The sequence below is a fragment of the Aminobacter sp. P4_H6_2 genome, assembly GCF_056400805.1.
Genome location: NZ_JBFUKO010000025.1, coordinates 1 through 23,623, shown reverse-complemented (window position 1 = coordinate 23,623; position 23,623 = coordinate 1). Strand labels below are relative to the sequence as shown.

General features: G+C 62.5%; 26 protein-coding genes and 1 riboswitch. Of the genes, 10 read left to right on the top strand and 16 right to left on the bottom strand.

What is annotated here, in order from left to right:
* Together AC1DUU_RS03960 and AC1DUU_RS03955 are read right to left on the bottom strand one after the other, a co-directional pair.
* Positions 1–188, bottom strand: a 188-nt coding sequence (locus AC1DUU_RS03960; protein ID WP_476782110.1) for a glutathione S-transferase N-terminal domain-containing protein, incomplete at its 3' end; no start/stop codon positions are given.
* Between the two features lie 96 nt (positions 189–284).
* Entirely contained in the window at positions 285–602 is a 318-nt protein-coding gene (locus AC1DUU_RS03955) for a hypothetical protein (protein ID WP_476782109.1), read from the bottom strand.
* Between the two features lie 71 nt (positions 603–673).
* Here AC1DUU_RS03955 and AC1DUU_RS03950 point away from each other — a divergent pair, with 71 nt between their 5' ends.
* A complete protein-coding gene (locus AC1DUU_RS03950; protein WP_476782108.1) occupies positions 674–1,615 on the top strand; it encodes a DMT family transporter in 942 nt (313 codons plus the stop codon).
* Here AC1DUU_RS03950 and AC1DUU_RS03945 read toward each other — a convergent pair.
* The 3 genes from AC1DUU_RS03945 to AC1DUU_RS03935 all read right to left on the bottom strand — a co-directional run bounded on the left by AC1DUU_RS03945 (position 1,585) and on the right by AC1DUU_RS03935 (position 3,200).
* Complete coding sequence (locus AC1DUU_RS03945; protein WP_476782107.1) at positions 1,585–1,983, bottom strand: response regulator; 399 nt, start codon at positions 1,981–1,983, stop codon at positions 1,585–1,587. The genes AC1DUU_RS03950 and AC1DUU_RS03945 overlap by 31 nt on opposite strands.
* A gap of 68 nt (positions 1,984–2,051) precedes the next feature.
* Positions 2,052–2,594: a hypoxanthine phosphoribosyltransferase gene (hpt, locus tag AC1DUU_RS03940; protein WP_476782106.1), complete on the bottom strand. Its 543-nt coding sequence runs from the start codon at positions 2,592–2,594 to the stop codon at positions 2,052–2,054.
* A 9-nt stretch (positions 2,595–2,603) separates the two neighbouring features.
* Complete coding sequence (locus AC1DUU_RS03935) at positions 2,604–3,200, bottom strand: hypothetical protein (protein ID WP_476782105.1); 597 nt, start codon at positions 3,198–3,200, stop codon at positions 2,604–2,606.
* A 238-nt stretch (positions 3,201–3,438) separates the two neighbouring features.
* Between AC1DUU_RS03935 and ftsE the strand changes: the two genes are divergently transcribed.
* The 4 genes from ftsE to AC1DUU_RS03915 all read left to right on the top strand — a co-directional run bounded on the left by ftsE (position 3,439) and on the right by AC1DUU_RS03915 (position 6,795).
* The gene (gene ftsE / locus AC1DUU_RS03930; protein WP_476782113.1) at positions 3,439–4,098 is read left to right on the top strand and encodes a cell division ATP-binding protein FtsE; all 660 of its coding nucleotides are present in this window, start codon (positions 3,439–3,441) and stop codon (positions 4,096–4,098) included.
* Complete coding sequence (locus AC1DUU_RS03925) at positions 4,091–5,104, top strand: cell division protein FtsX (RefSeq protein WP_476782104.1); 1,014 nt, start codon at positions 4,091–4,093, stop codon at positions 5,102–5,104. The genes ftsE and AC1DUU_RS03925 overlap by 8 nt, the downstream gene beginning before the upstream one ends.
* 164 nt (positions 5,105–5,268) lie before the next feature.
* Positions 5,269–5,901, top strand: coding sequence for a YdcF family protein (locus tag AC1DUU_RS03920; protein WP_476782103.1), 633 nt, complete (start codon positions 5,269–5,271; stop codon positions 5,899–5,901).
* Between the two features lie 105 nt (positions 5,902–6,006).
* Positions 6,007–6,795, top strand: coding sequence for a lysophospholipid acyltransferase family protein (locus tag AC1DUU_RS03915; RefSeq protein ID WP_476782102.1), 789 nt, complete (start codon positions 6,007–6,009; stop codon positions 6,793–6,795).
* A 3-nt stretch (positions 6,796–6,798) separates the two neighbouring features.
* Here AC1DUU_RS03915 and AC1DUU_RS03910 read toward each other — a convergent pair whose 3' ends face one another.
* Positions 6,799–7,854: a bifunctional transcriptional activator/DNA repair enzyme AdaA gene (locus tag AC1DUU_RS03910; RefSeq protein WP_476782101.1), complete on the bottom strand. Its 1,056-nt coding sequence runs from the start codon at positions 7,852–7,854 to the stop codon at positions 6,799–6,801.
* A gap of 77 nt (positions 7,855–7,931) precedes the next feature.
* Positions 7,932–8,450, bottom strand: coding sequence for a gamma-glutamylcyclotransferase (locus tag AC1DUU_RS03905; protein WP_476782100.1), 519 nt, complete (start codon positions 8,448–8,450; stop codon positions 7,932–7,934).
* A 153-nt stretch (positions 8,451–8,603) separates the two neighbouring features.
* Here AC1DUU_RS03905 and AC1DUU_RS03900 point away from each other — a divergent pair, with 153 nt between their 5' ends.
* Positions 8,604–9,602, top strand: a complete 999-nt coding sequence (locus tag AC1DUU_RS03900) for a DUF2125 domain-containing protein (protein WP_476782099.1) — start codon at positions 8,604–8,606, stop codon at positions 9,600–9,602.
* Between the two features lie 97 nt (positions 9,603–9,699).
* On the opposite strand, the gene AC1DUU_RS03895 is transcribed toward AC1DUU_RS03900, so the two are convergent.
* On the bottom strand, positions 9,700–10,635 hold the full coding sequence (locus AC1DUU_RS03895; RefSeq protein WP_476782098.1) for a prephenate/arogenate dehydrogenase family protein: 936 nt from the start codon (positions 10,633–10,635) through the stop codon (positions 9,700–9,702).
* Between the two features lie 3 nt (positions 10,636–10,638).
* Positions 10,639–11,751, bottom strand: coding sequence for a histidinol-phosphate transaminase (gene hisC / locus AC1DUU_RS03890; RefSeq protein ID WP_476782097.1), 1,113 nt, complete (start codon positions 11,749–11,751; stop codon positions 10,639–10,641).
* A 151-nt stretch (positions 11,752–11,902) separates the two neighbouring features.
* A riboswitch (SAM riboswitch) is annotated at positions 11,903–11,980 on the top strand.
* A gap of 51 nt (positions 11,981–12,031) precedes the next feature.
* On the opposite strand from hisC, the gene metA reads away from it, so the two are divergent.
* Complete coding sequence (gene metA / locus AC1DUU_RS03885) at positions 12,032–12,955, top strand: homoserine O-acetyltransferase MetA (protein WP_476782096.1); 924 nt, start codon at positions 12,032–12,034, stop codon at positions 12,953–12,955.
* Positions 12,956–13,080: 125 nt separating this feature from the next.
* On the opposite strand, the gene AC1DUU_RS03880 is transcribed toward metA, so the two are convergent.
* Positions 13,081–13,938, bottom strand: coding sequence for a LysR family transcriptional regulator (locus tag AC1DUU_RS03880; protein WP_476782095.1), 858 nt, complete (start codon positions 13,936–13,938; stop codon positions 13,081–13,083).
* A 134-nt stretch (positions 13,939–14,072) separates the two neighbouring features.
* Here AC1DUU_RS03880 and AC1DUU_RS03875 point away from each other — a divergent pair, with 134 nt between their 5' ends.
* Positions 14,073–15,620 carry an MFS transporter gene (locus AC1DUU_RS03875; protein ID WP_476782094.1) on the top strand — a complete coding sequence of 516 codons (1,548 nt, stop codon included), beginning with the start codon at positions 14,073–14,075 and terminating at the stop codon, positions 15,618–15,620.
* Positions 15,621–15,640: 20 nt separating this feature from the next.
* On the opposite strand, the gene AC1DUU_RS03870 is transcribed toward AC1DUU_RS03875, so the two are convergent.
* The 5 genes from AC1DUU_RS03870 to AC1DUU_RS03850 form a co-directional block, all read right to left on the bottom strand.
* Positions 15,641–17,446: an ABC transporter ATP-binding protein/permease gene (locus AC1DUU_RS03870; RefSeq protein ID WP_476782093.1), complete on the bottom strand. Its 1,806-nt coding sequence runs from the start codon at positions 17,444–17,446 to the stop codon at positions 15,641–15,643.
* Between the two features lie 130 nt (positions 17,447–17,576).
* On the bottom strand, positions 17,577–18,437 hold the full coding sequence (locus AC1DUU_RS03865) for a lipid kinase (RefSeq protein WP_476782112.1): 861 nt from the start codon (positions 18,435–18,437) through the stop codon (positions 17,577–17,579).
* Positions 18,438–18,642: 205 nt separating this feature from the next.
* A complete protein-coding gene (locus AC1DUU_RS03860) occupies positions 18,643–20,058 on the bottom strand; it encodes a pyridoxal phosphate-dependent decarboxylase family protein (RefSeq protein ID WP_476782092.1) in 1,416 nt (471 codons plus the stop codon).
* 98 nt (positions 20,059–20,156) lie between these two features.
* Entirely contained in the window at positions 20,157–20,960 is an 804-nt protein-coding gene (locus tag AC1DUU_RS03855; protein WP_476782091.1) for a DUF1194 domain-containing protein, read from the bottom strand.
* A gap of 89 nt (positions 20,961–21,049) precedes the next feature.
* Positions 21,050–21,817: a class I SAM-dependent methyltransferase gene (locus AC1DUU_RS03850; protein ID WP_476782111.1), complete on the bottom strand. Its 768-nt coding sequence runs from the start codon at positions 21,815–21,817 to the stop codon at positions 21,050–21,052.
* A 106-nt stretch (positions 21,818–21,923) separates the two neighbouring features.
* Here AC1DUU_RS03850 and gloB point away from each other — a divergent pair, with 106 nt between their 5' ends.
* Positions 21,924–22,691: a hydroxyacylglutathione hydrolase gene (gene gloB, locus AC1DUU_RS03845; protein WP_476782090.1), complete on the top strand. Its 768-nt coding sequence runs from the start codon at positions 21,924–21,926 to the stop codon at positions 22,689–22,691.
* 1 nt (position 22,692) lies between these two features.
* Positions 22,693–23,130, top strand: a complete 438-nt coding sequence (locus AC1DUU_RS03840) for a cupin domain-containing protein (RefSeq protein ID WP_476782089.1) — start codon at positions 22,693–22,695, stop codon at positions 23,128–23,130.
* On the opposite strand, the gene AC1DUU_RS03835 is transcribed toward AC1DUU_RS03840, so the two are convergent.
* A partial coding sequence (locus AC1DUU_RS03835; protein ID WP_476782088.1) for a DMT family transporter occupies positions 23,127–23,623 on the bottom strand: 497 nt, incomplete at its 5' end. The two genes, AC1DUU_RS03840 and AC1DUU_RS03835, sit on opposite strands and share 4 nt — an antisense overlap.

The window sequence follows — 23,623 nt, the reverse complement described above, 5'->3', positions numbered from 1 at the left end:
GTGACCACCACGCCGTCATGGATGATCGCCGGCACTTTCTTGTTGGGCTGGATCGAACGATAGTCCTCCGGCACACCGCCCGGCGCGCGAATGTTCACCTTCTCGATCTGGTAGGGCACGCCGAGTTCCTCCAGGAGCCACAGGATCGTCGACGAACGCGACCAGGGAGCGTGGTAGAAGGTGATCATCGTTTTTCTCTCCTCTTTTGACCTTTCGTTCCTAGCACGGCCTTCCTGACAGCCCTTTGTCAGGAGCAATGGCAAGATATTCGATTGGGCCAGCGATCAGTGGCGCTGATGGAAAACATCGCCGATCGCATCGGCCATGATGTCGACGGCTTGGCTTTTGGCGCGGAATTGGAACACCGCGCCTGTTGTACAGATCTGGCCAACACCGGACGCCTCGATCATCCGCGGCAATTGTAAGACTGTCATGATTTCAATTCGCTTGCATCGTTTCAAAAGCCGATGAATAGTCTGGTTACCCATTGGAAGGTGGCCGTCAGATGCGGCTACGGACTGGTAAGTACCGTCCTCACTTTCACCCGCCGCGACTTTCACGGCGGGTATTTTTTTGGCTGGCCCAACAGGAGGCTGCGACAAGCGCTCTCGCCCCTGCCCGCCACAAGATAGAACAAACAAGACGACCTCATACGATAGGCCACGCCGACCTCATGCAGAATAGAACGCTTCTCGGCATCCTGTGCCTCTGCCTGGGCGTGCTGGTGTTTTCGATCCAGGACGCGCTGATCAAGGCTGTTGCCGGCACCTATCCAGTGAGCGAAGCGCTGCTGATTCGCGCCGTGGTGGCACTGCCCATCCTGCTTTTGATGGTGCATCGCGATGTCGGCCTGGCGGCACTCGCCTCGCCCAACTGGCGTTTCCTCGCCACGCGCTCATCGATCCTGTTCATTTCCTACTGCGCCTATTATTTGGCGATACCAGCACTGCCGATCGCCGACGCGGCAGCACTATTTTTCCTCGCACCTTTGCTGATCATGACAATGGCCGGCCCCTATCTCGGCGAACGGGTGCCGTGGCAGAGCCTTGCCGCGGGTGCTGTCGGCCTGCTCGGCGTCATCGTCATGGTCAATCCGGGCTCGGGCGTTTTCGAATGGGCGGCACTGCTGTCGCTGATCTCGGCGTTTCTCTACGGATTTTCGCAATTAATGGCGCGCAAGATCGGCGTCACCGAAAGCGCTACCACCATGGCCTTCTACCAGAACGCCGCCTATCTCATCGGCGCGCTGGTGATCACCGCGATCTTCTCGGCCACCGGCTTCCACAAGACCGGCCACCCAAGTCTCGATTTCCTGATGCGACCATGGCTCTGGCCGAGCCTGCGCGACTTCCTGATGATGGGCGCCTGYGGGGTGATTGCCGCGATAGGCATGGTGCTGCTCGGACAGGCCTACAGGCTCACGCCAGCCAACAAGGCGGCGACGTTCGAATATACAGGCCTGTTGTGGGCACCGCTGTGGGGCTTCTTGTTCTTCGCCGAGATTCCCGGCAGCGGCACGGTGATCGGGGCGCTTTTGATCGTCGGCGCCGGCATCTTCGCACTGAACGCCGGCGGACGTGCGCCTCAGGCAGCGCCGGCGAGCGCTACCGACTGATTCGTCCGCGCAAGTGCCAGCGAAACGCGGTCGCGAATATCAGCAAGCGTAAAGGGCTTTTGCACGACATCGATGATGATGGCGTCGAGTTCATCGGCGCGCTCGCGCTGGTCGGCATAGCCGGTCATCAAAAGGATCGGCAGGCCGGGATAAGAACGGGCAGCCAGCTGCGCCATCTCGATGCCGTCCATCTCCGGCATACGGATGTCGGAGACCACAAGATCGTAGATGCCGAGTTCGGCATGGATGCAATCGAGCCCCTGCGCGCCGTCGCAGGCGACATCGACATTGTGGCCAGCGCGTTCGAGCGCGCGGGCTGCGAGAGTGCGGACGGACTCGTCGTCCTCAACGATCAGAAGTTTTGCCATGACGGCGATATTTGCCGCGACTGGTTGACGATTTCTGAAGGCCGGGAAAGTTTATGCCTGTCGCTGGGTCAGTCTTCGCCTTTGACCACGCCGACAAAAGGCAGCTCGCGGAAGGCGTGCGCCACGTCCATGCCGTAGCCGACGACGAAATAGTCCGGGCAATCAAAACCGACATAGTCGGCATCAAGATCGGTCTTGCGGCGCATGCGCTTGTCGAGCAGCACAGCGATCGAGCAGCTCTTGGCGCCGCGCGACATCATCAGCTCGCGGGTGAATTTCAGCGTCTTGCCCGATTCGAGAATGTCGTCGATCAACAGCACGTCGCGGCCGGCGACCTCGTTGTCGATATCGCGCAGCACGCGGACTTCGCCGCTGGTCGTGCCGGCGCCGTAGCTGGAGATGAAAATGAACTCCACTTCCGGTGACAGGCCGACATCGTGCATCGCGCGGATCAGGTCGGCGGCGAAGATGAACGAGCCCTTGAGCACAGAGATGACCAGAAGGTCGGTGTAGTCGTGCGCCGCGATGTCCTTGGCGAGTTCGAGATTGCGCCGTGCGATCGCCGAGGCGGAGAACAGCACTTCGATTTCCTTGTCGCGCACAACTGGCATGACAGCATCCTATTCCGAGAAAGCGACCGTGACGGTCTTTATCCCGTTCATAGGCACGTCGAGCCGGCTCGAAAAGGCCCATCTTGCGCCGGGAGCCACAGCAATGGCCCCTGTCCCCAGCCTGTAACGCAGGATCTTGCCGTCATTTCCGGCCACTGCGATGTCGATCGGAGGCAAGGATGCAGGGCTTTTGCCGTCGTTGATCGCTACGCCATCGACAAGCAGCACCGGCCTGCGGCCAGAGTTGTCGATGCGAGAATCGACCTCGCCGATGCGCAGTGACGGCGATTGCCAGGCAATCGGAAACGCTGCCGCACGCACGACGGCATGCCCTCCCGAGACCCAGAATGCCATTGCCGCCAAGGAGATACCGGCGATCCAGAAGACCGGCCCGCTCTGCCTAGGGCTCGCATCAGGAGGCATGTGAGCGGACCGCAGCATCTCCATCCCGCCCACACGCGCCGCCTGGTTGGCAAAAACGGGCTGGTCGGCAGATGATTCGTTGCGGGGATGCGACGGTGTCACGACCTCGAAATCGGCATCGACAATGTCGGCTGGATCGACGCGCGACGGCTGGGCGAATGTGTCGCGGCCTTCCGCGGTCATGATTTCGCCGGAAACCGGGCGTGCTTTCCGCTCCTCAGCCATCAGACCCCTTCGACATTTTGCTGAGAGGGGGTAAACGGAAATGGTTAATGCTTTGCCACCGAGGGGCCTTCGAGCCCCAGCCCGGACGGAAACTTAACCGTCCGTTAACCATGCGGACCCATGGTCGTTTCGTAGAAACGGGCAGCCAGGGTCCCGATGAATCTCCGTGGATTCGCAAGTTCAAGGTCTGCAGCACGTGATCCGCTTCGAGAATGTCGGCCTCAGATACGGAATGGGACCGGAGATCCTGCGTGATATCTCCTTCCACATTCCCGAGCGTTCGTTCCAGTTCCTGAGCGGACCTTCCGGCGCGGGCAAGACCACCTTGCTGCGTCTGCTGTTCCTGTCGCTCAAGCCGACGCGTGGGCTGATCAGCGTTTTTGGCAAGGACCGCTCGCGCATTACCCGCGCCGAGCTGCCTTTGATGCGACGCCGCATCGGCGTGGTGTTCCAGGATTTCCGCCTGCTCGACCACATGACCACCTACGAGAACGTGTCGCTGCCGCTGCGCGTGCGTGGCCGCGAGGAAGCGAGCTACCGCACCGACGTCACCGAACTGCTGAAATGGGTTGGCCTGGGCGAGCGCATGCACGTACTGCCGCCTGTCTTGTCAGGCGGCGAAAAGCAGCGCGCCGCGATCGCCCGCGCGCTGATCGAACAACCCGAGATCCTTTTGGCCGACGAGCCGACCGGCAACGTCGATCCGCCGCTGGCGCGACGCCTGCTGCGCCTGTTCATCGAGCTCAACCGGCTCGGCACCGCCGTGGTCATCGCCACCCACGACCTCGGGCTGATGGACCAGGTCGACGCCCGGCGCATGATTCTCGCCGGAGGAAGGCTCGATATCTATGATTGAGGCTCCCGCCGACGGCCGCGCTCACGACGAAGAGTTCGAAGACGAATTCGAAGATGCGCCGCTGCAGCAGTCACCACCCCGGGCGCAGCGCAAGGCAGCCCCCATCGTGCCGTCGCAAAACGTCGCCGGCCGCGCGCTGGTGCTTGTCATCGCCATCATGACCTTCCTGTCATGCCTGACCTTGGGCGCGGTCACGCTGGTGCGCGACACGGCTTCGGTGTGGGAAAACCAGATTTCGCGTGAGGCAACGATCCAGATCAAGCCCGCCGAGGGGCTCGACATGGAGGCGGCACTGGAGACARCAGCTCGTATCGCTGGCGAATTCGCAGGTGTCAGCGCCACCAAGATCGTCGACCGCGCGGCCACCGCCCGCCTGCTCGAGCCCTGGCTCGGCTCGGGCCTCAACATCGACGAATTGCCGGTGCCGCGTCTGGTGATCGTGACCATCGACGAAAACAACCCGCCCGATTTTGCCGCGATGCGCCAGGCGATTACCCCCAAAGTGCCGACCGCAACGCTTGACGACCACCGCACCTGGGTCGACCGGCTGGTGGCGATGGCACGCACCACCGTGACCATCGGCACAGGCGTGTTGGTGCTGATGCTGGCCGCGACCGTTTTGTCGGTGGTGTTTGCGACGCGTGGCGCCATGGCCGGCAACGGCCACATCATCGAGGTGCTGCATTTCGTCGGCGCCGAGGCCGGCTTCATCGCCCGCGAGTTCCGCCGCCACTTCCTTTTGACCGGCATGAAGGGCGCGGCCGCCGGCGGCATTGCGGCGGTAATCGTCTTCATCATCTTTTCCTGGTGGTCGTCGCGCAACCTGGCGACGCCGGAAGCCGACCAGGCAACCGCTTTGTTCGGCAACTTCGCCATCGGTGCCAACGGCTATCTCGGCGTTGCCGTGATCGTCGCGGTGATCGGGGCTCTGACCGCCGCAACCTCGCATTTCACCGTTGTCAGCTACCTCGGCGACATCGACACACATCAACCGGACGGGTTGTAATCACGGATGATGTCTTATCGTCACCTAATGTGTATAATTAGGCTCTGCAAAAGCCGCATTCCCGGCTTAACCATGGTTTCGTGATGGGACAGAACGGGCTCGCCGCATCGGGGACGGTTTCAGGAACGAAATTCTACCCGGCCAGGCTCAAGCCGCGCCGGAGAATGGTTTTTTTGYGCCGCATACTGTTTATCCTCGTCGCAGCCGCCTTTATCTTCACGGGGGGCTTCGCCCTCTTTGCGACTCACGTCAGCGGCTTGACCACACCCACCGATCCCGCCAAGGCCGACGCCATCATCGTTCTGACCGGTGGGCAATCGCGGATCGACGCTGCCCTTGGCCTGCTCAAGGCCGGCAAGGGCCAGCGCCTGCTGATCAGCGGCGTCCACCCTTCGGCAACCCGACGCCAGTTGCAGCTCGCCAACCGTGGCGACAAGGCGCTGTTCAATTGCTGCGTCGACATCGACCGCGCCGCGCTCGACACCATCGGCAATGCCGAGGAAAGCGCCAAATGGGTCGAAGGCCATGACTATGAGCGCGTCATTTTGGTGACCAACAATTATCACATGCCGCGCAGCCTGCTGGAGATGGGGCGGCTGCTGCGCCATGCCAGTCTGGAGCCCTATCCGGTCGTCAACTCCAAGCTCGACGACGGGAGCTGGCTGACCAAGCCCGAAGCCCTGCGCGTGCTGTTCACCGAATACAACAAGTACCTTCTGGCGCTGGCCCGCGGCATCGTGCCGGTCAAGCCATCAGCGGACGGCGTGGTCGTGGTGCAGGCCGAGGCGTCCGAATAGGGACCACCMCCGTCCCAAAGATGCCAGCAGCTGCTAGGCGCCGTTTTCCTTTTCGGACGGCTTGGTGTAACCAACGGCAAAATCCGTCCTCAGGCGCTCCTCACAATGCTCTATATCCGCTCGCTGGCATTCAACTTCGTCTTTTATGTCAGCCTGGTCGCCCAGATGATTCTGTGGACGCCCTATTACTTCCTGTCGCCGCGCCATCGCGCCTGGTTCGTGCCGAAATTCTGGGCCCGCACCAGCCTGTGGCTGCAGGAAAAGATCGCCGGCACGAAGAGTGAAGTAACCGGCATGGAGAACCTGCCCGAGGGCTCGTTCATCCTGGCGCCCAAGCACCAGTCGTTCTGGGATGCCATCGCCTTCTTTCCCTATCTGCGCGACCCGCTCTACATCCTCAAGCGCGAATTGATGTGGATCCCGTTCTTCGGCTGGTACATCGCCAAGATGAAGATGATCCCGGTCAATCGCGGCAAACGCTCGGTGGCACTGAAGGCTGTCGTCGTTGCGACCCGCAAGGAAATGCAGAACGACCGCCAGTTGATCATCTATCCCGAAGGCACCCGCCGCGCGCCAGGAGCCGAGCCGGCCTACAAATGGGGTATCGCCGAGCTCTATTCGGCACTCGACCTGCCGGTTGTTCCGGTCGCCCATGTCGCCGGCCTGTACTGGCCGCGCCGCAAGTTCCTGCGCTTCCCCGGCACGATCAAGGCACGCTTCCTGCCGCCTATCCCGGCTGGCCTGGACAAGGACGAGTTCATGAGGCGTCTGATCGCCGAGACAGAGGCCGCCTGTGATGCGTTCCTGATCGAGGCTGCAACGTCGGAAAATCCCCCGCCGATGCCGCCGGCGGCAGCAAAGCGGCTGGGAGAACTGGGCGTAAAGGCCGGCTAACAGTTAGCCTGCCACCATCCGCCGCTCGTGTTCGAGCAGCCAGCGCTTGCGCCAGAGGCCACCGCCATAGCCAGTCAGGTCGCCGCTGACACCGACAACCCTATGGCAGGGAATGACGATGGCGATCGGGTTGGCGCCATTGGCGCGGCCGACCGCGCGCACCGCAGGCGGATTGCCGATATCTGCCGCGAGACCTGAATAGGTCGCCGTTGTGCCAACAGGGATCTGCCGCAGCCCATCCCATACCTGGCGCTCGAAGGCCGAGCCCTGTGGCGCAAGCCGGGTCGCGAAGCTCGAGGATTTTCCCGCGAAATAGGCGACGAGTTCGGCCGAGATCTGGTCGATGGGCGCTGCCCGGCCAAAGACGATGGCCGAACCCGTGGCGGCCTGCAGCTTGGCCACTTCGGCAGGCAACGCCTTGCGTTCCAGAAATTCGAGGATGTGCAGCGCATGCGCATCGGCAATCGCAATCATCGGGCCGATCGGCGTTTCGACCCAGTCCGCCTTAAGCATGGTCTTGCCGCGCAGCTTGGCCGGTGCTTCGCCGAGCATCCGGGTGATAGCGGCGCGAAAACCGCTGCCTGAATCGAAGCCGGCGTCGATCTGCGTGTCGATGACGCTATCGCCGGAGGTCAGTCGTTCGGCAGCATGGCCGAGGCGCCGCAGCCGCGCCATTTCGAGGAAGCTCATGCCGAATCGGCGCTTGAAAGCGCGCCGCACCGTCGAGGCATCGAAGCCCATGGCGATGACGTCGGTTTCCAGCCATCGCCGCTCCGGCTCGCGCTCAAGCGCATCGATGAGTGTTGCGACAAGCGGTTCGGGTTCTYCGGTACCCATCATCGGCCGGCAGCGCTGACAAGGGCGAAAGCCGCCATGCAGGCATTCGGCTGTGGTGTCGAAGAACTGCACGTTCTCGCGCTTGGGCTTTCGTGCGGCGCAGGTAAGCCGGCAGAAGATGCCTGTCGTTTTCACGCCGACATAGGCAAAGCCGTCGTAACCCGCGTCGCGCGCGAGAAGGGCGTCGTAGAGCACATCGTCGGATGGACGTTGGAAAAGCATGGCGAATCCTTAGCGCGAGTCCGCCCTCGTCGCCGCCGAAAATCGTGCATGTATTTTTTGCTGCTGACAGCGCGCCGTCATTTGCCAACCAGCCGCGCCACCTCTTCCAGCCAGTGGTCGCGAATGCCGAGCGCACGCAGATGCTCTACTGTGCTTGCGACATAGTCCTCGTTGCGGCCGGACTGGCCGACCGCGCCAATGACGATCCCGGCGGCGTGCGCCGCGTCGAGCTTGCCGGCATATTGGCGGTGGTTGCGGTCGGCGATGTAACAGACCGCCTCAACCTTCTCGCCCTGAGCGAGTTGGATCGCCAGCGAGCGCTCGAGATAGACGCTGGTGACAAGTTCGCGCTCGCGCAGATAGGCGAGCACCTCGTCGCGCAGGTCGCCAGGCACGCGGAAGGCGAGCCCGACGCAGGAGCCGCCACGGTCGAGGCCGAGCACCAGGCCCGGCCGTTGCTCGGTGCCGCGATGCACAAAGGAGCGGATGCACAGCGAGCGGCGAAAGCCCATCAGCCGGGCGCGGCGCGTCTCGACATGCGCAAAACCTGGCCGCCACATCAGCGAGCCATAGCCAAAAACCCAAAAATCGCCCATATCGCCAAGCCTGTTGGTGKTTCGCGGGTTTCCCGCTTACAGCGCCGCGCGTCCTCGGACGCGCAAAGGACGCTGTAACACTTTGAATCTGTGCATGATCCTTTCCGAAAGTCAGTCCGATTTTCGGGGTCATGCACTAGCGAGAGCCCGAGCATGACGTCAAGCCAAGAACCAAAACCGAACTACAGCCGCCGCTTCCTGTGGCTCGGACTTTTCATCGTGCTTTTGTTCGGCGGCTACAGCGCCGGCTGGTTCTGGTTTGCCGGAAAGGCCGAAAACGAGGTCCGCGAGGCGATCGCAGGCTTGAGCCGCGACGGCGTGTCAATCGAATGCGCGAGCCCTACGATCAGGGGCTTTCCGTTCCGCATCGGACTGTTCTGCGACAGGCTGGACTATGAGGATTCCGCCCGCAGGATTTCCGCCAGCGCCGGCAGCCTGCGCACCGCAGCCCAGATCTACCAGCCGATGCGCACAGTGATCGAGCTAGACGGGCCGCTGCGCGTCACCGCGCCTGACCTGCCCCAGCTTCAGTTCAACTGGGATCTCCTGCACGCCAGCGCCCGCCTCGCCAATCCCTTGCCGGAGCGGATTTCGGTGGAAACGCGCAAGCTGACCGGCCAAGCCGCCTTCAGCGACGGCCCACCGACACCGCTGTTCACCGCCGAGGAAACCCAGACGCACCTGCGTCCGAACGGCACCAACCTCGACCTTGCAGGAACCTTCACCGGGCTCTTGGTCGACCCTCAGGCGATCGATGGCCGCATACTGCCCAAGCTCGACGGCAGCGCCGACACGACACTCAACAATGGCGTTGCCCTTGTGACGAGCGCGCAGCCTGTCTTGCGCGGTCAATCAGGCATGATCCGTTCGATGACGCTGACATCAGGCGGCAGTGCGGGTGTGGCACTCAGCGGGCCATGGTCGATCAATGCTGACGGGCTGGTCGACGCCGACCTGAAGGTGATCATCCAGAACCCGCGCGACCTGTCGCGCATCCTGTCGGATGTCATCCCCGAGCAGCGTCAGCAGATAGGATCGGTGTTTTCCGGGCTTGCCTTGCTTGGAGACGCGCCGGCCCTGCCGCTGCGCATCGTCAAGGGCCGAGCCACGCTCGGCTTCATTCCGCTAGGCATGATASCGGCAGTGCAATGAGAGTGGGGCAGTAGGGCATTGGGGGAATAAGGCAGTAAGAACTTGTGCCGCGAGGCAGCGGGCGGAAGGGTTATACCTGCCCTACTGCCCTACTGCCCTAGTTCTTCACCGGATGCTCGATCGCCTCGCGGCCAAAGTTCGGCACATCGACTTCCTGGCCAGCCTCGATGATCGAGCGGCGGATGGCGCGGGTGCGGGTGAACATCTCGAACAGCTTGTCGCCGTCGCCCCAGCGGATCGCCCGCTGCAGCGAGGCGAGATCTTCGGAGAAGCGCGCCAGCATTTCGAGGATCGCGTCCTTGTTATGCAGGCACACATCGCGCCACATCGTCGGATCGGAAGCAGCCAATCGCGTGAAATCGCGGAAGCCGGAGGCTGAATATTTGATCACTTCCGACTTGGTCACCGCTTCGAGATCGTCGGCGGTGCCAACGATATTGTAGGCGATGATATGCGGCAGGTGCGAGACGATCGCGAGCGTCATGTCGTGATGCTCGGGGTCCATCGTGTCGATGTTGGAGCCGCAGCGGCGCCAGAATTCCGACAGCTTTTCCAGTGCCACCGGATCGGTGTCCGGCAGCGGCGTGAAGATGCACCAGCGGTTTTCGAACAGGTCGGCGAAACCGGCGTCGGGGCCCGACTTTTCAGTACCGGCAAGCGGGTGGCCGGGGATGAAATGGACACCTTCCGGAATGTAGGGCTGCATCTGCGCGATGACCGAGGCCTTGGTCGAGCCGACATCGGTGAGGATGGCGCCCGGCTTGAGCGCGGGAGCGATGTCGCTGGCAACCGCGCCGGACGAGCCAACCGGCACCGAAACGATGATGAGGTCGGCGTCCTTGACCGCAACCTTGGCATCGGTCGAATAGCTGTCGCCGAGGCCGAGTTCTTCGGCACGCGCAAGCGTTTGCGCGCTGCGCGTGGAAATGGCGATGTGGCGGGCCAGGCCCTCGCGCCGGATGACCCGGGCAAGCGAGGAGCCGATCAGGCCGATGCCGATGAGGGCGATCTTTTCAAAAAGGGGATCGGACATGGTTCAACTTTTCAGAAATTCGGTGAGTGCGGCGATCACGCCGCGATTGGCCTCTTCGGTGCCGATGGTCATGCGCAGCGCATTGGGGAAGCCGTAGCCGGCGACCCTGCGCAGGATATAGCCACGCGCGCTGAGATACTCGTCGGCCAAATCGGCGCCGTGCCTGGCATCGTCGGGGAAGTGGACGAGCAGGAAGTTGCCGACGCTCGGCGTGACGCGAAGGCCAAGCTTTTCGAATTCGGCGACCAGCCATTCCGCCCACTGGGCGTTGTGCGCCACGGTGCGCTCGACGTGGCTACGGTCTTCCATGGCCGCGACGCCGGCCTCGATTGCCGCCGCATTGACGTTGAACGGCCCGCGCATGCGCTCCAGCACGTCGATGACGTGTGACGGCGCATAGATCCAGCCGATGCGCATGCCACCCAGACCGTGGATCTTGGAGAAAGTGCGGGTCATGACGACGTTCTCGTTGCCCGCGACCAGTTCGACGCCGGACTCGTAGTCGTTGCGGCGGACATATTCGGCATAGGCCCCGTCGAGCACCAGCAGCACATTCCTGGGCAGGGCCGCGTGCAGGCGGCGCACTTCCTCGAACGGCAGGTAAGTGCCGGTAGGATTGTTCGGATTGGCCAGGAAAACGATCTTGGTCTTGGGCGTTACCGCAGCGATGATCTTGTCGACGTCAGCCTTCTCGCCAGTCTCCTTGGCAACGACCGGGGTCGCGCCAGCGGCCTGCGTGTAGATCTTGTAGACCATGAAGCCGTGCTCTGTGTACACGGCCTCGTCGCCCGGCGAGAGATAGCTCTGCGCAAGCAGGCCGATCAGCTCGTCCGAGCCGTTGGAACACAGGATGTTGGCCGGATTGAGCCCATGGGTCGCCGCGATCGCCTGCCTCAGGCGTGACGACGACCCGTCGGGATAATACGCCATCTTGTGCGCCAACTTCTGGACGGCCTCGGTCGCATGGGGCGACGCACCAAGCGGATTTTCGTTCGACGAGAGCTTATGGACCTTGGTGACACCTGCGCCCGCAGTGCTCTTGCCGGGCACATAGGCTGCGATTTCCATGATGCCCGCGCGGGGTTCGGGGCGAATCTGTTCAGGTGCCTTGCTCATGTCGAAAATCCTGGATTGGCGCCTCCGGGCGGAGGTCGCAGCGGGAATACCGCCCGAGGCACATAATGTCGAGGAAAACCGGCTATTGCGGCGGCTCTGGCGCCCCATTTGGGTCGCAGTTGACGCAATCGGCGACCGGGCGTAATAGCAATCATGGATCCGTGGTGATTTGGCCGGTCGGCTTGCAGCCACGTTAAACAAGTCGCTAAAGGGCCGTTTGCGATCCGTAAACCGGCTTTGCGACAGCAATGCCGGTTTTTGTTTTTTTGGAGTTCGCACAGTGCCAATCAAGATCCCGGATCAGCTCCCTGCCCGAGAAGTGCTGGTGAAAGAGGGCGTCTCCGTCATGGACGAGCAGACAGCGCTCCGCCAGGACATCCGCCCGCTACAGATCGGCCTGCTTAACCTCATGCCCAACAAGGTGCGGACGGAGACGCAGATCGCCCGCCTGATCGGTGCAAGCCCGCTGCAGGTGGAGCTGACCCTGGTACGCATCGGCACCCACAAGGCCAAGAACACGTCCGAAGACCATCTCATCGCCTTCTACCAGACCTGGGAAGAGGTGAAGGACCGCAAGTTCGACGGCTTCATCATCACCGGTGCGCCGGTGGAGTTGCTGCCCTTCGAGGAAGTGACCTACTGGGACGAACTCAAGCAGATCATGGACTGGACGACGACCAACGTGCATTCGCCATTCTTCATCTGCTGGGGCGCGATGGCCGCCGCATGGCATTTCCACCGCGTTCCGAAACACACGCTGGAGGAAAAGGCCTTCGGCGTCTTCCGTCACAACAACAACGCGCCAGCCTCCCCCTACCTGGCCGGTTTCTCGGACGATTTCGCCATTCCGGTGTCACGCTGGACGGAAGTTCGTGCCCAAGACATTCCCGAGGGCTCTGGTCTCGAGTTGCTCATGGAATCGGAAGAGACAGGCCCGAGCCTGCTGGCCGAAGAAACCGGCAACCGGCTCTACATGTTCAACCACATCGAATACGACTCGACGTCGCTCAAGGAAGAGTACGACCGCGACGTGGCTGCAGGCGTGACCATCGCGGTGCCGCACGAATATTACCCTGATGACGATCCGCAACGCCGGCCGCTGAACCGCTGGCGCTCGCATGCCCACCTGCTTTTCGGCAACTGGATCAACCGGGTCTACCAGACCACGGCGTACGATGTGGAGAACATCGGCAAAAATTCTTAGCCGCTCGCCCCATGGCCGCGCTCGACCCCTGAGCGCGGTCTTTCGAAGCGCAGGTGATTCTGGAACTTCTTCGGCGAGCAGGCGGTGTTTTTGCTGAAGCGATAGGCCGCCGCCCAGGCCGTTCCTTACCCGGACGGGGTGCCGTGCTCGCGGAAGGCGCAGGCCAGGATGCGCAGTGCTTCGCGCGAGCGGCGATCGGTCAGCGTCGAATGCAAAACGATTTCCGATGACGGCACCTGAGGCAGGCCGAACTTGCGGCTGATCTCGATTGTGCCGGGCGGCGAAAGCCGGCTGGAGAAGACGGCCGTGGCAAGGCCGGCTGAAACGGCGGCCGTCACCACCGACGACCCTCCGCCGAGAAATACCTCGACCCAGGGGATACCGGCATCGTCGAGCGTGCGCGTGGCGAGATCGCGGACGCCGCAGGCCCGCGACAGCGCAGCCAGGCGGATCGGCTCGCCCTGGCGATGATGGAAGTCGGGCGTCGCAAACCAGCCGAAATGCTCCGGCCCCAGCACTTCGCCGTCACGGCGGTCATCCTCGCGCCTGACGATGGCGGCATCCAGCTTGCCGCGATCGAAGGCGTCGAGCAGATTGCTCGAATTGTCGACCTGAACCTCGATCGTCAGCGCCGGATCGTGCTGGTTAAGCCGCGCCAGCAAGGTCGTCACCTCCGGCCCGGCAACATGTCCGGCGATGCCCAGCGCAAAACGGCGCGTTCCACATGACAGGCCGGCAACCGCATTGTCATGCGCGACCAGGAAAGCGCGCGCGGAATCGATGAAAAGCGCGCCCTCGGCGGACAGCCGCACACTGCGCGGCGTGCGTTCGATCAGCTTGCGGCCAACACGCTCCTCGAGCCGCTTGAGCTTGACGCTGACGGCCGCTTGCGTCGTGCCCATCGCATCGGCGGCTCGGGTGAAACTTTGCAGTTCCGCCACCATGACAAAGTTCCGCACCGCCTCAGCGTCGAGCCACAGCATCGCATCCATTCCAATTTGTTATCACTGAAATAGGGTTGCATAGCATTTTTATATGTTCAAGCGTCGCTTATCTGGGGCTCTCAAAGCAACATGACGGCAAGACGATCGCTCCTGCCGGCAGCCAGAGGTACCAGATGAACCAATCAAGCAGAAACGTCCTGGCGCTCGCCGCCATCTGCCTCGCCGCATTGATGTTCGGACTTGAGATCTCCAGTGTGCCGGTGATCCTGCCGACGCTCGAGCACGTACTGCATGCCGATTTCAAGGACATGCAGTGGATCATGAACGCCTACACCATCGCTTGCACGACGGTGCTGATGGCGACGGGAACGCTTGCCGACCGCTTCGGGCGCAAGCGCGTCTTTGCCGTCACCGCCGCCGCCTTTGGCATCACATCGCTGATCTGCGGACTTGCGCCGAACACACAGGTGCTGATCGTCGGCCGGTTTCTGCAAGGCATGGCCGGCGGGGCGCTGTTCATCTGCTCGATCGCCATCCTGTCGCATCAGTTTCAGGACGCGAAGGCGCGCGGCAAGGCCTTTGCCATATGGGGCGTGGTCACCGGCATCGGGCTGGGTTTCGGACCGATCATCGGTGGTTTGATCGTCGCCCTGTCCACCTGGGAATGGGTGTTCCTGGTCCACGCGCCGCTGGCCGTGCTGTGCCTGGCCCTGACCTATGCCGGCGTTGAAGAATCGAGCGACCCGCAGGCAAAGAAGCTCGATATCCTCGGCATCGTCACCCTGAGTGCTGCGGTCTTCGGACTGACTTACTACATCACCCAGGGCGCGGATGTTGGTTTCCTGAGCCCGACGGCCCTCGGCATCGCCGCCGCGACAATCATCGGCTTCGTCGCTTTCATTCTGGTCGAGCGCTTTCATGCTCACCCGATGTTCGACTTCTCGGTGTTCAGGATCCGCGATTTCTCAGGCGCGATCATCGGCTGCATCGGCATGAATTTCAGCTACTGGCCGCTGATGATCTACCTGCCGATCTATTTCACCGTAGGTCTCGGTTATGACAGCACGACAACCGGGCTGGCGCTGCTTGCCTATACGGTGCCCTTCCTGGTGATGCCGCCGATCGCCCAGTATCTGCTGCTGCGCACCAGCGCACGCACCATCATCCCGCTCGGCCTGTTTGCCATCGGGCTCGGCTTCATCGTGATGTGGTTCGGCAGTGGCCTTGAGCAGGCAAGCGGCCTGACGGTTCTGGCTGGCGCCTTGATCTCCGGCATCGGACTTGGCCTGACGACGACGCCAGCCACCAACATGACAACCGGGTCTGTGCCGGCAAGCCGGGCCGGCATGGCCTCGGGCATTGACGCCAGCGCCCGGCTGATCAGCCTCGCGGTCAATATCGCGGTTATGGGTTTTGTCCTTGTCGAAGGTATCCTCTCTACGTTGAGGGACGCGCTTCCCGAAGTGTCCGACGCCGCGCAGCTGCGATCGCTGGCGGAGCGCATCGCCGCCGGCGGCGCGGTTTCGCCCGGAGGAAGCGCACAATCCGCCCTCGACGTGCCTGCAGCCATCGCTCACGCAGCGCTGGTCAACGGCTTTGGCTGGGTGGCACTGTATGGCGGCATCGGCGTCTGGATCCTGGCTGCGATCAGCTTCGCGATCTTCGAGCCGAGCAAGACCTCCGGCGTTTCCCAAGACTGTCCCGAAACTTCGGCAACCTGAATGCTACGGCCTGGGCCGCATCAGGCATCGGCTGCGGCCCGGGCCTTCCCTTCAAGGCGGATCTTCTTGAGAGCCGGGCCGCGCTTGTCCTTGGCGAGATGAACGGTCCTGTCAAACAGGCTGCCACTCTGCCGAGCCGGACCGAAATAGACGACGCCGGTGTTGGCCAGTTCGCCTTCGAACATGGCCCTGACACGCTCATGTGCTGCAGCATCGATCGTATCGAAGGCCTCGTCGATGATCACCCAGTCGGGCCGATGCAGGCTGAGCCGGGCGAAAGCGACAAGCCGCAACTCATCGGTATTCAGCTCCTCGCTCCATGATGCGACGCGGTCGAGCGATCCCGTCAGGCGCTCCAGCCCGACGGCGCGGAGTGCCGCTGTGAATTCTGCCTCGGTAAATGTCCGGTCGGCGGAGGGATAGCACAACACGTCGCGCAGCGTGCCGGGCGGCACGTAGGACGAGCGCGGCAGGAAGGCGACCTGCTTGCCGCCCGGAAGCTCGATGCGGCCTTTCCCCCAGGGCCAAAGCCCCGCCAGGGCACGAAACAGCAAGGTCTTGCCGGCACCCGCCTCACCAACGACGAGCACGCGCTCGCCTGGCTTGACCCTGAGATGCGGCTCCGAAAGCTTGGTGCAGCCGCTCGGCGAAATGATTTCGAGATTATCGAAGGCGAGGCTGCCGTCACGACTTTCGCCGAAATCGATGCGGTCCTCCTTGTCGTGCAACACGTCGGCAGCCACCAGCACGCTGCGAATCACGCCGACGCGCATCAAGGTTGCCCGCCAGTCGGCGATGGCACCGACATTGTTGATGAACCAGCGCAGCGAGGCGTGTACCTGATTGAAGGCGCTGACCGCCATCATTAGCCCGCCGAAGCTGATATCGCCGGCAAAATAGACCGGTGCCGCCACCAGAATGGGAGCGACAACGGTGAACCAGCCATAGCCGTCGGTGACCCAGGCAAGGCTGATCTGGGTGGTGAAGATGCGCCGCAGCGCTGTCAGGACACTTGCGAGGTCCATCTCGAGCCGCCGCTTTTCATCGGCTTCGCCGCGGGCCAGCGATATCGCATCGATATTCTGGTTGATGCGGACCATGGAAAAACGCAGCTCCGCCTCACGTGAATAGCGATCGGAGTTCTGGGTGATCAGCGGCCGGCCGACGAGCCAGCTCAGAAAAGAGGCCGAGCCGGCATAGATGATGGCGGCCCAGACCATGTAGCCGGGAATGCTGAACGAGCTTCCGCCGACATGAAAGACGAAGCCTGACGACAGGCTCCACAAAACGCCGACGAAGGAGACGAGAAGGATCGAGGCCTGCAACAGGCCGATGCCAAGGTCGGTCGTGAGGTCGGCAAGGTGGCCGGCATCCTGCTGCATGCGCTGGTCCGGATTGACCCCGACCGCCCCGGCATTGGCTAGTCGGAAGGCACGCCCCGGACGCAACCACTCGGTGATCAGGTCGAGAGTCAGACCCTCGCGCAGCTTGAGCCTGATCATCTGGTTGAGCCACTGCTGGCCGACGTTCAGCACCAATAAACAAATTGCGATCACCGCAAAGACCATCAACTGGTCGAGGAAGGCCGCAAGATCGCGCCTTTCCAGCGCGTCGTAGAACGGCTTGTTCCAGCGGTTGAGAATGATCTGCCCAGCCGAGGTGGCGACAATGATGGCGAAGATCGAAAGGCTGAGCCAGGTGAGCGTCTTGCGCACAGGCGAAGAAGCCAGCGCCTGGCGTGCCATTTTGAGGTGACTTAAAAACCCGCCGTCGAAATCAGGCGCAAGGGGCTCGCGATTGGTTTGGGTAAAAGATTGGCCTGGCATGCGCTTGCTCCGACTGGCCCGCTTCGCTCGAATCGAGGCGTCCATTGTGCCATTCAACGATGGCTACGTATTGCCACGTTCGCGGAACAAGGTCGTGATCGAAGTCGCAGCCAAACGGCCAGGCGTAGTGTCAGGCTTTCGGCGCGAACACGCGTACCGATTTCGGCCGAATGCGGAAATGCGCCGGCGTCCAGGTCACCAGCTCGCCATCGGTGTTGACCGGACGCGGCCGCTTGGTACGGATGGTCACTTCGGTGGTCTTGAAGGCGCGGACGTCGTCCCACTGACCTTGCGTGCCCTTGCGCAGGCTGGGCAACAGCCGAAGCAGACGCCACCAGTGATCGACCTCCAGGCTGTAGAAATCGAGCCAGCCATCATCGGCGGTGGCTGTCTCCTCGACGGTCATGCCGCCGCCATAGTGGCGGCCATTGCCGACGGAGACCTGCATGGTGTGGATTTCTTCGGTCGTGCCATCGTGATCGACATAGGCCGTAAAGAGGCGCGAGCGCATCAAAAGCCGCGCTGCGACGATACCGTAGCCGAGTGTGCCCCAGCGCTTCTTGGCGTGCTCGGTAAGCTCGCCCGCCAGTTCAGCACTGAAGCCGATGCTGGCGACGTTGAAGAACAGATGGCCGTTGACTTCGCCGAGATCGACGGTGGTCTGGTGACCTTGTGCGATGATCTCGGCCGCTTTGACCGGATCCGGCGAGATGCCCATGGTTCGGGCGAAATCATTAGCGGTGCCCAGCGGCAAGACGCCAAGCGTCAGACCCGAATGGGCGAGGCCGGCAGCCGCGTTGTTGAGCGTGCCGTCACCGCCACCGACGATCGCTATGTCGAAATGATCGGCATGGCGCGAAATCAGCTCGGAGGCGTTCTCATCCTTGCTGGTTGCCATCTCTTCGATCTCAAGTCCGGCATCGACAAGCACCTGCCTGGCGACATCGATCGACCCGCCGCCACGGCGGGCGCGCGGATTGACGATCAGCATCGCGCGCTTGCCTTTCGAATGCTGGACAGCGCGTTTTTGGTGGATGACGTCGGTCAGGTGAAGAACCCCTGTTGTTGTCGAGGAAGCTGACAGCTCCCCTGCCGATGGCATTTAAGACGCGTTCTTGCAGATTTGAAGACCGCAGACGGAATAAGCCTCCGGACAACCGAAAGTGAACGACACCGACAGTGATGCAAACCGGGGGCTAGGAGCCTTTTTGAACTGCCCGCCAGCTGGCAACGATGGCCACAGCCGCCGCCTTTCCCGCAGCTTCATCAGTCAGCCAGGAGATGACGGAAATACGCATCACCTCGCGRCCGCGCCATTTCGCACCGCCGGCAAAGACAGCGCCGTCGCGCTGGATCCGCGCGATCGTCGCCCTGGTCAGCTCGTCGCCACGATCAGCGGGCTCGTTGGCACCAAACCGTACGAGCACCTGATTGAGCATGACGTCGTTCAGGACCGCGATAGCATTTTCGCTGCGAAGCTGGTCGGCTATCAGCCGCGCCACACGGCAATGCCGCTCGACCATTGCGGCAATTCCCTCGCGGCCAAGATGGCGGATGATCGCCCAGGTGGCGAAGCCCCGCGCCCGCCGCGACAGTTCGGGAACGAAATGGCTGGGGTCGCGCTCGCCTTCCACGGCGGGAGGAAGATAGCTCGCAGCAATTGTCATGGCGCGGCGATGCGCCTCGCTGTCGCGCACGATCGCGTAGCCACAGTCATATGGCGTCTGAAGCCATTTGTGACCGTCCGTCGCCCAGGAATCGCAGGCATCGAGCCCTTCGGTAAAATGGCGCAACAAAATAGAAGCCCGCGCCCAACAGCCAAAGGCGCCATCGACATGAACCCATGCGCCGATCCGGCGAGCACTCGGTACAAGGTCTGCGAAAGCATCAAAACCACCGGTATTGATCTGGCCGGCCTGAAGGATGACGATAGCCGGCCCGCGCACCTCCGCAGTCCGTCGTGCGAAATCATCGGCCAAGATCTGCCCCTGGCTGTCGGTGGCGACGCGGATCACCCGATCATGGCCGAGACCGAGGAACTGCAGCGCCGAAAAGACCGTTGTATGGGCGTCGTCGCCAATCAGCACGGAAATCGGCGGCGCCCCGAAAAGCCCCTTGGCCTCAACGTCCCAGCCCACTCGCCGCAGCACCTCGCCGCGCGCTGCGGCCAGGCAGACAAAATTTGCGACAGTGGCTCCGGTAACGAAACCAACCGAGCTTTCGCGTGGCAAATCGAGCAGTTCGAGCAGCCAGCGCGCGGCAACCGTTTCCGCCGCCGCTGCAGAGGGCATGGCATGGTGGTTGCCAGCGTTCTGCCCCCACGCGCTCGTCAGCCAGTCGGCCGCGACGCTGACCTCATGCGAGCCGCCAATAACCCAGCCGAAGAAGCGCGAGCCAGTCGTGGCATTCAGCCCGGGCTCGGCGCGCGCTGCCAAGTCATCGATCACTGTGTCTGAGGTGTCTCCCACTTCCGGCAGCGGTCCATCGAAGGCCGTCAGCGCGTCTGGATAGCCATGCAGCGGACGCTGCGGCCTGGATGCCAGTTCTGTCCTGTATCGTATGGCGTGTTCGGCGGCCTGGCGCAGCAGGCGCCCAACGGAATCCCCCTGCATGACAACAACCTTTCAATAGAAAGAAAGCCTCTTGCGCAGAATACATTAGCCAACAACGATATTGGTGCAACCCTTGGCGCAATCGCGCCGAAAACCTGCTACCTGTCGAGTTCCGGGAAATACGGATCGGAATAGATCCGCCTGTCACGCTCCCCGGCCATGCAGTCGACCGGAGCCACGGCATCCGCCTTGACGACTGCCGGAATGTCGGTTCTGCCGCTGACTTCGAGAACAAGCTTGCGCCTGATCGCCGTGGCGAACTCCGATGCCGCGCGGATTGGCAGAACGAAAGAGCCGGGCCCGCCGGTGACGCATTCCGCATAGTAGCGATCCAATTGGCCGGCCGTCCGCGAAGGCCTGATCAGGATCGGCAGGCCGTTGATGACGATGCCTTGGGCTACGGCAGCATCGCGCGCACGTGTGACGGGGGTGCCGAAATTGTTTGGGCCATCGCCGGAAACATCGATGACGCGGCGCCAGCCGTCAGCCTCGTTGCGGTCGAACAGCCGAGCGCCATAAGTAACAGCCCCCGAAATCGAGGTGCCCCGAAAGCCGCTGAAAGGCCTGGCTTCAAGTCTTTGGGCAAAGGCCGCCGCGCTCTCCGCGCTGTCGATGATTTGCCATGGCACGACCGATTCCTCGCGCACCGTGCCTGCCCATTCGAAATAGGTAATGGCAACGCGATGATTTTGGCCGGAAAGCACCGCATCGACGAAATCCGGATGGCGTAGAGCTTCCACGTAGCCGGCACGCTGGAGGGTGAACTCCTCCAGATCCATCGAGCGCGACACATCAACCGCAAGTACCAGTTCGACATCGACGGCAAGGCCGGCTGTGGGCACAGCAGCAGGGTTGGGCAACTCGCAGCCCATGCACATGACTATCGCCAGTGCTCCAAGCATCGTCTGACAACCCTAAGCCGATGATCGAGTTTCGCTGCAATGGCGTCGAAATGGAAGTGGCGAGGCCTCACCCCTTCGTGAGGGTGCGATCAACCGCCGCCTTCATCGCCGCGCCTAAGTGCTGGAAACCCGCGAGTGGCACCGCTCGGCGTGAGTACCGGCATGAAGACGCGGCGCGAGGCGCGCTGCGCCACCGGTATGCCCTGGTAGACGCGCTTTTGCGCCTCGACCACGATGACGCCGGAGAAGATCGGCCACAGACGGCGGCCGGCGCGCTCGAACAGATGGTCAAAGCGCATCATCCATTTGCGTCGCGACGGGGGAAAATGCAGCGCGTCCGACCATGCCGAGACGGTGAAATTCGCTTCGCGCAGCAACTCGTTGAGCTGGCCGCTCGAAAATGGCCTGCCAGTGCCGAACGGCGTATGTTCGAAACGCGCCCACACGCCGCGCCGGTTGGGCACGACGATGACGATGCGCCCGGCGGGCGAAAGCACCCGCCAGATCTCCTTCAGCGTCTCGCGCGGGCTCTCGGCGTGTTCGAGCGAATGGACAAGCAGCACCCGGTCGATGGAAGAATCGACAAGCGGCAGCTCCTCGTCGAAGACAAGAGCGGTCGCCGAGGGCCCTTGCATCGGCCACACGACCGCACCTTGGGTCGCTGGCATGAAGGCAAAGACCCGCTCGGCGTCGGACCCGAAGCGGTCGAGCCAAGGCAGGGCATAGCCAAGGCCGACCAGCCGCTCATTGGGCAGGCCGGCCCATACCGACGAAAGGCCCATGGCGATCGAATGCTCGGYCAGGCGGCCCAGCGGTGTCGAGTAAAACGAGCGAAGGTCGACGATGTCGGAATTCATGGCTTGAAGGTAGACGCCCGCAACGACGACTTCAACGACTGAGGCCAACTGAGGTGACAGCGAAGAAAGCGCGCCGTATCGTCCTGTCACGAAATGGAGTTCTGCGATGCCAGTCGAGATCAAGCTTTTCATGTGCCGCACCGACAATTTCGGCGCGCTGCTGCACGACCGCGAAACCGGCGAGACGGCGATCATCGATGCTCCCGAGGAAGCGCCGATCCTGTCGGCCATCGAACATAGCGGCTGGACGCCGTCGATGATCCTGACGACGCACCACCATACCGACCATGTCGAGGCCAATCTGGCGCTCAAGCAGCGTTTCAAGCTGCGCATCGTCGGGCCTGAAGCCGAACGCGACAAGATCCCTGGCATCGACGACACCGTCGAGGAAGGCTCGGTGATCCCCTTCGGCAGCGAGACCATCGAGGTGATTTCGACGCCCGGCCACACCGCCGGCCACGTTTGCTACCACTTGCCCAAATCGAAGGTCGCGTTCACCGCCGACACGCTGTTTGCGCTTGGTTGCGGCCRGCTGTTCGAACGCCCGGCACCTGTGATGTTCGAATCGCTGAATAAGCTCGCCGCCCTGCCCGCTGAGACGGTGATCTATTGCGGGCACGAATACACGCTGTCCAATGCGCGCTTTGCGCTAACCATCGACCCTGACAACGCGGCCTTGCGCGCCCGCGCCGAAAAGATCGAAGCGCTCCGGGCGGACGGCAAGCCGACGCTGCCGACGACGATCGGCGAGGAGCTGGCTACCAACCCGTTCCTGCGCTGGCCCGACCCGGCGATCAGGAAGCATCTTGGCATGGAAAAGGCCACCGATACCGAAGTGTTCGCCGAAATCCGCAAGCGCAAGGATAATTTCTGACATGTACGCTGCTGAAATCATTGCCATGCTCGGAATGCGCCGCCACCCCGAAGGCGGCTGGTACACAGAGACCTTTCGCGACAACTCTTATGGCGGCCCGCACGGCGCCCGCGGCAACTCGACAGCGATCTACTTCCTGCTCGAACATAACGACGTGTCGCACTGGCACCGCGTCAGGGACGCGTCGGAAGTCTGGCACTTCCATGCCGGCGCCCCGATCGAACTCAAGCTGCACCAGGAAGGTGGCGGCGTCATCGCCTACACGCTCGGCGTCAATCTCGCAGCAGGCGAGCAGCCGCAATGCGTGGTTCCCGCAGGTTGGTGGCAGACAGCGCGCAGCCTGGGCGACTGGACGCTAGTCGGCTGCACGGTGTCGCCCGGCTTCGAATTCGACCAGTTCGAACTGGCGGAACCGGGCTGGGAACCGAAGCAGTCTTAAGCCCCTGCCCCATCGGTGGCCGGATTTTTGTCGTTGCGCTCGCCAAAGATCAGCGACTTTGCCGCAAGCACCGCCCCGCCAGTGATGAGCACGCATGCCGCGAGGATTCGCAGGCTCGGCTCGGCAAAGCCGGCAACGATCAGCACCAGTGTCGACAACAGCGGTGCTGCATAGCTCGCAGCCCCCAGCACCTGGATGTTGCCGCGCTTGACGCCGATGTCCCAGGCATAAAAAGCCGCACCCACCGGCATCAGCCCAAGACCGAGCACGGCGAGCCATTGGCCGGTGTTTGCCGGCAGCACCGTCTGTTCGAGCGCCAGATGGCAGATGAGCGAGAGGATCGACGTCGCCAGGCAGAACCAGGTGACGATTGACGTCGGCACCGATGGAAACCGGCGCGACAAAAGCGAATAGCCCGACCACAAGAAGGCGCAGACGAAGGCCATGGCGTAGCCGAATGCATAACGCGGCTCGAAAGCCAGCCCGCCGCCCT

Coding starts and splice junctions, on each gene's coding strand:
- AC1DUU_RS03945 (WP_476782107.1), bottom strand. CDS start 1,983: ATGGCAAAACTTCTGATCGTTGAGGACGACGAGTCCGTCCGCACTCTC.
- hpt (WP_476782106.1), bottom strand. CDS start 2,594: ATGCCAGTTGTGCGCGACAAGGAAATCGAAGTGCTGTTCTCCGCCTCG.
- AC1DUU_RS03935 (WP_476782105.1), bottom strand. CDS start 3,200: ATGACCGCGGAAGGCCGCGACACATTCGCCCAGCCGTCGCGCGTCGAT.
- AC1DUU_RS03915 (WP_476782102.1), top strand. CDS start 6,007: ATGCTCTATATCCGCTCGCTGGCATTCAACTTCGTCTTTTATGTCAGC.
- AC1DUU_RS03905 (WP_476782100.1), bottom strand. CDS start 8,450: ATGGGCGATTTTTGGGTTTTTGGCTATGGCTCGCTGATGTGGCGGCCA.
- AC1DUU_RS03895 (WP_476782098.1), bottom strand. CDS start 10,635: ATGTCCGATCCCCTTTTTGAAAAGATCGCCCTCATCGGCATCGGCCTG.
- hisC (WP_476782097.1), bottom strand. CDS start 11,751: ATGAGCAAGGCACCTGAACAGATTCGCCCCGAACCCCGCGCGGGCATC.
- AC1DUU_RS03880 (WP_476782095.1), bottom strand. CDS start 13,938: ATGCTGTGGCTCGACGCTGAGGCGGTGCGGAACTTTGTCATGGTGGCG.
- AC1DUU_RS03875 (WP_476782094.1), top strand. CDS start 14,073: ATGAACCAATCAAGCAGAAACGTCCTGGCGCTCGCCGCCATCTGCCTC.
- AC1DUU_RS03870 (WP_476782093.1), bottom strand. CDS start 17,446: ATGCCAGGCCAATCTTTTACCCAAACCAATCGCGAGCCCCTTGCGCCT.
- AC1DUU_RS03865 (WP_476782112.1), bottom strand. CDS start 18,437: ATGCTGATCGTCAATCCGCGCGCCCGCCGTGGCGGCGGGTCGATCGAT.
- AC1DUU_RS03855 (WP_476782091.1), bottom strand. CDS start 20,960: ATGCTTGGAGCACTGGCGATAGTCATGTGCATGGGCTGCGAGTTGCCC.
- AC1DUU_RS03840 (WP_476782089.1), top strand. CDS start 22,693: ATGTACGCTGCTGAAATCATTGCCATGCTCGGAATGCGCCGCCACCCC.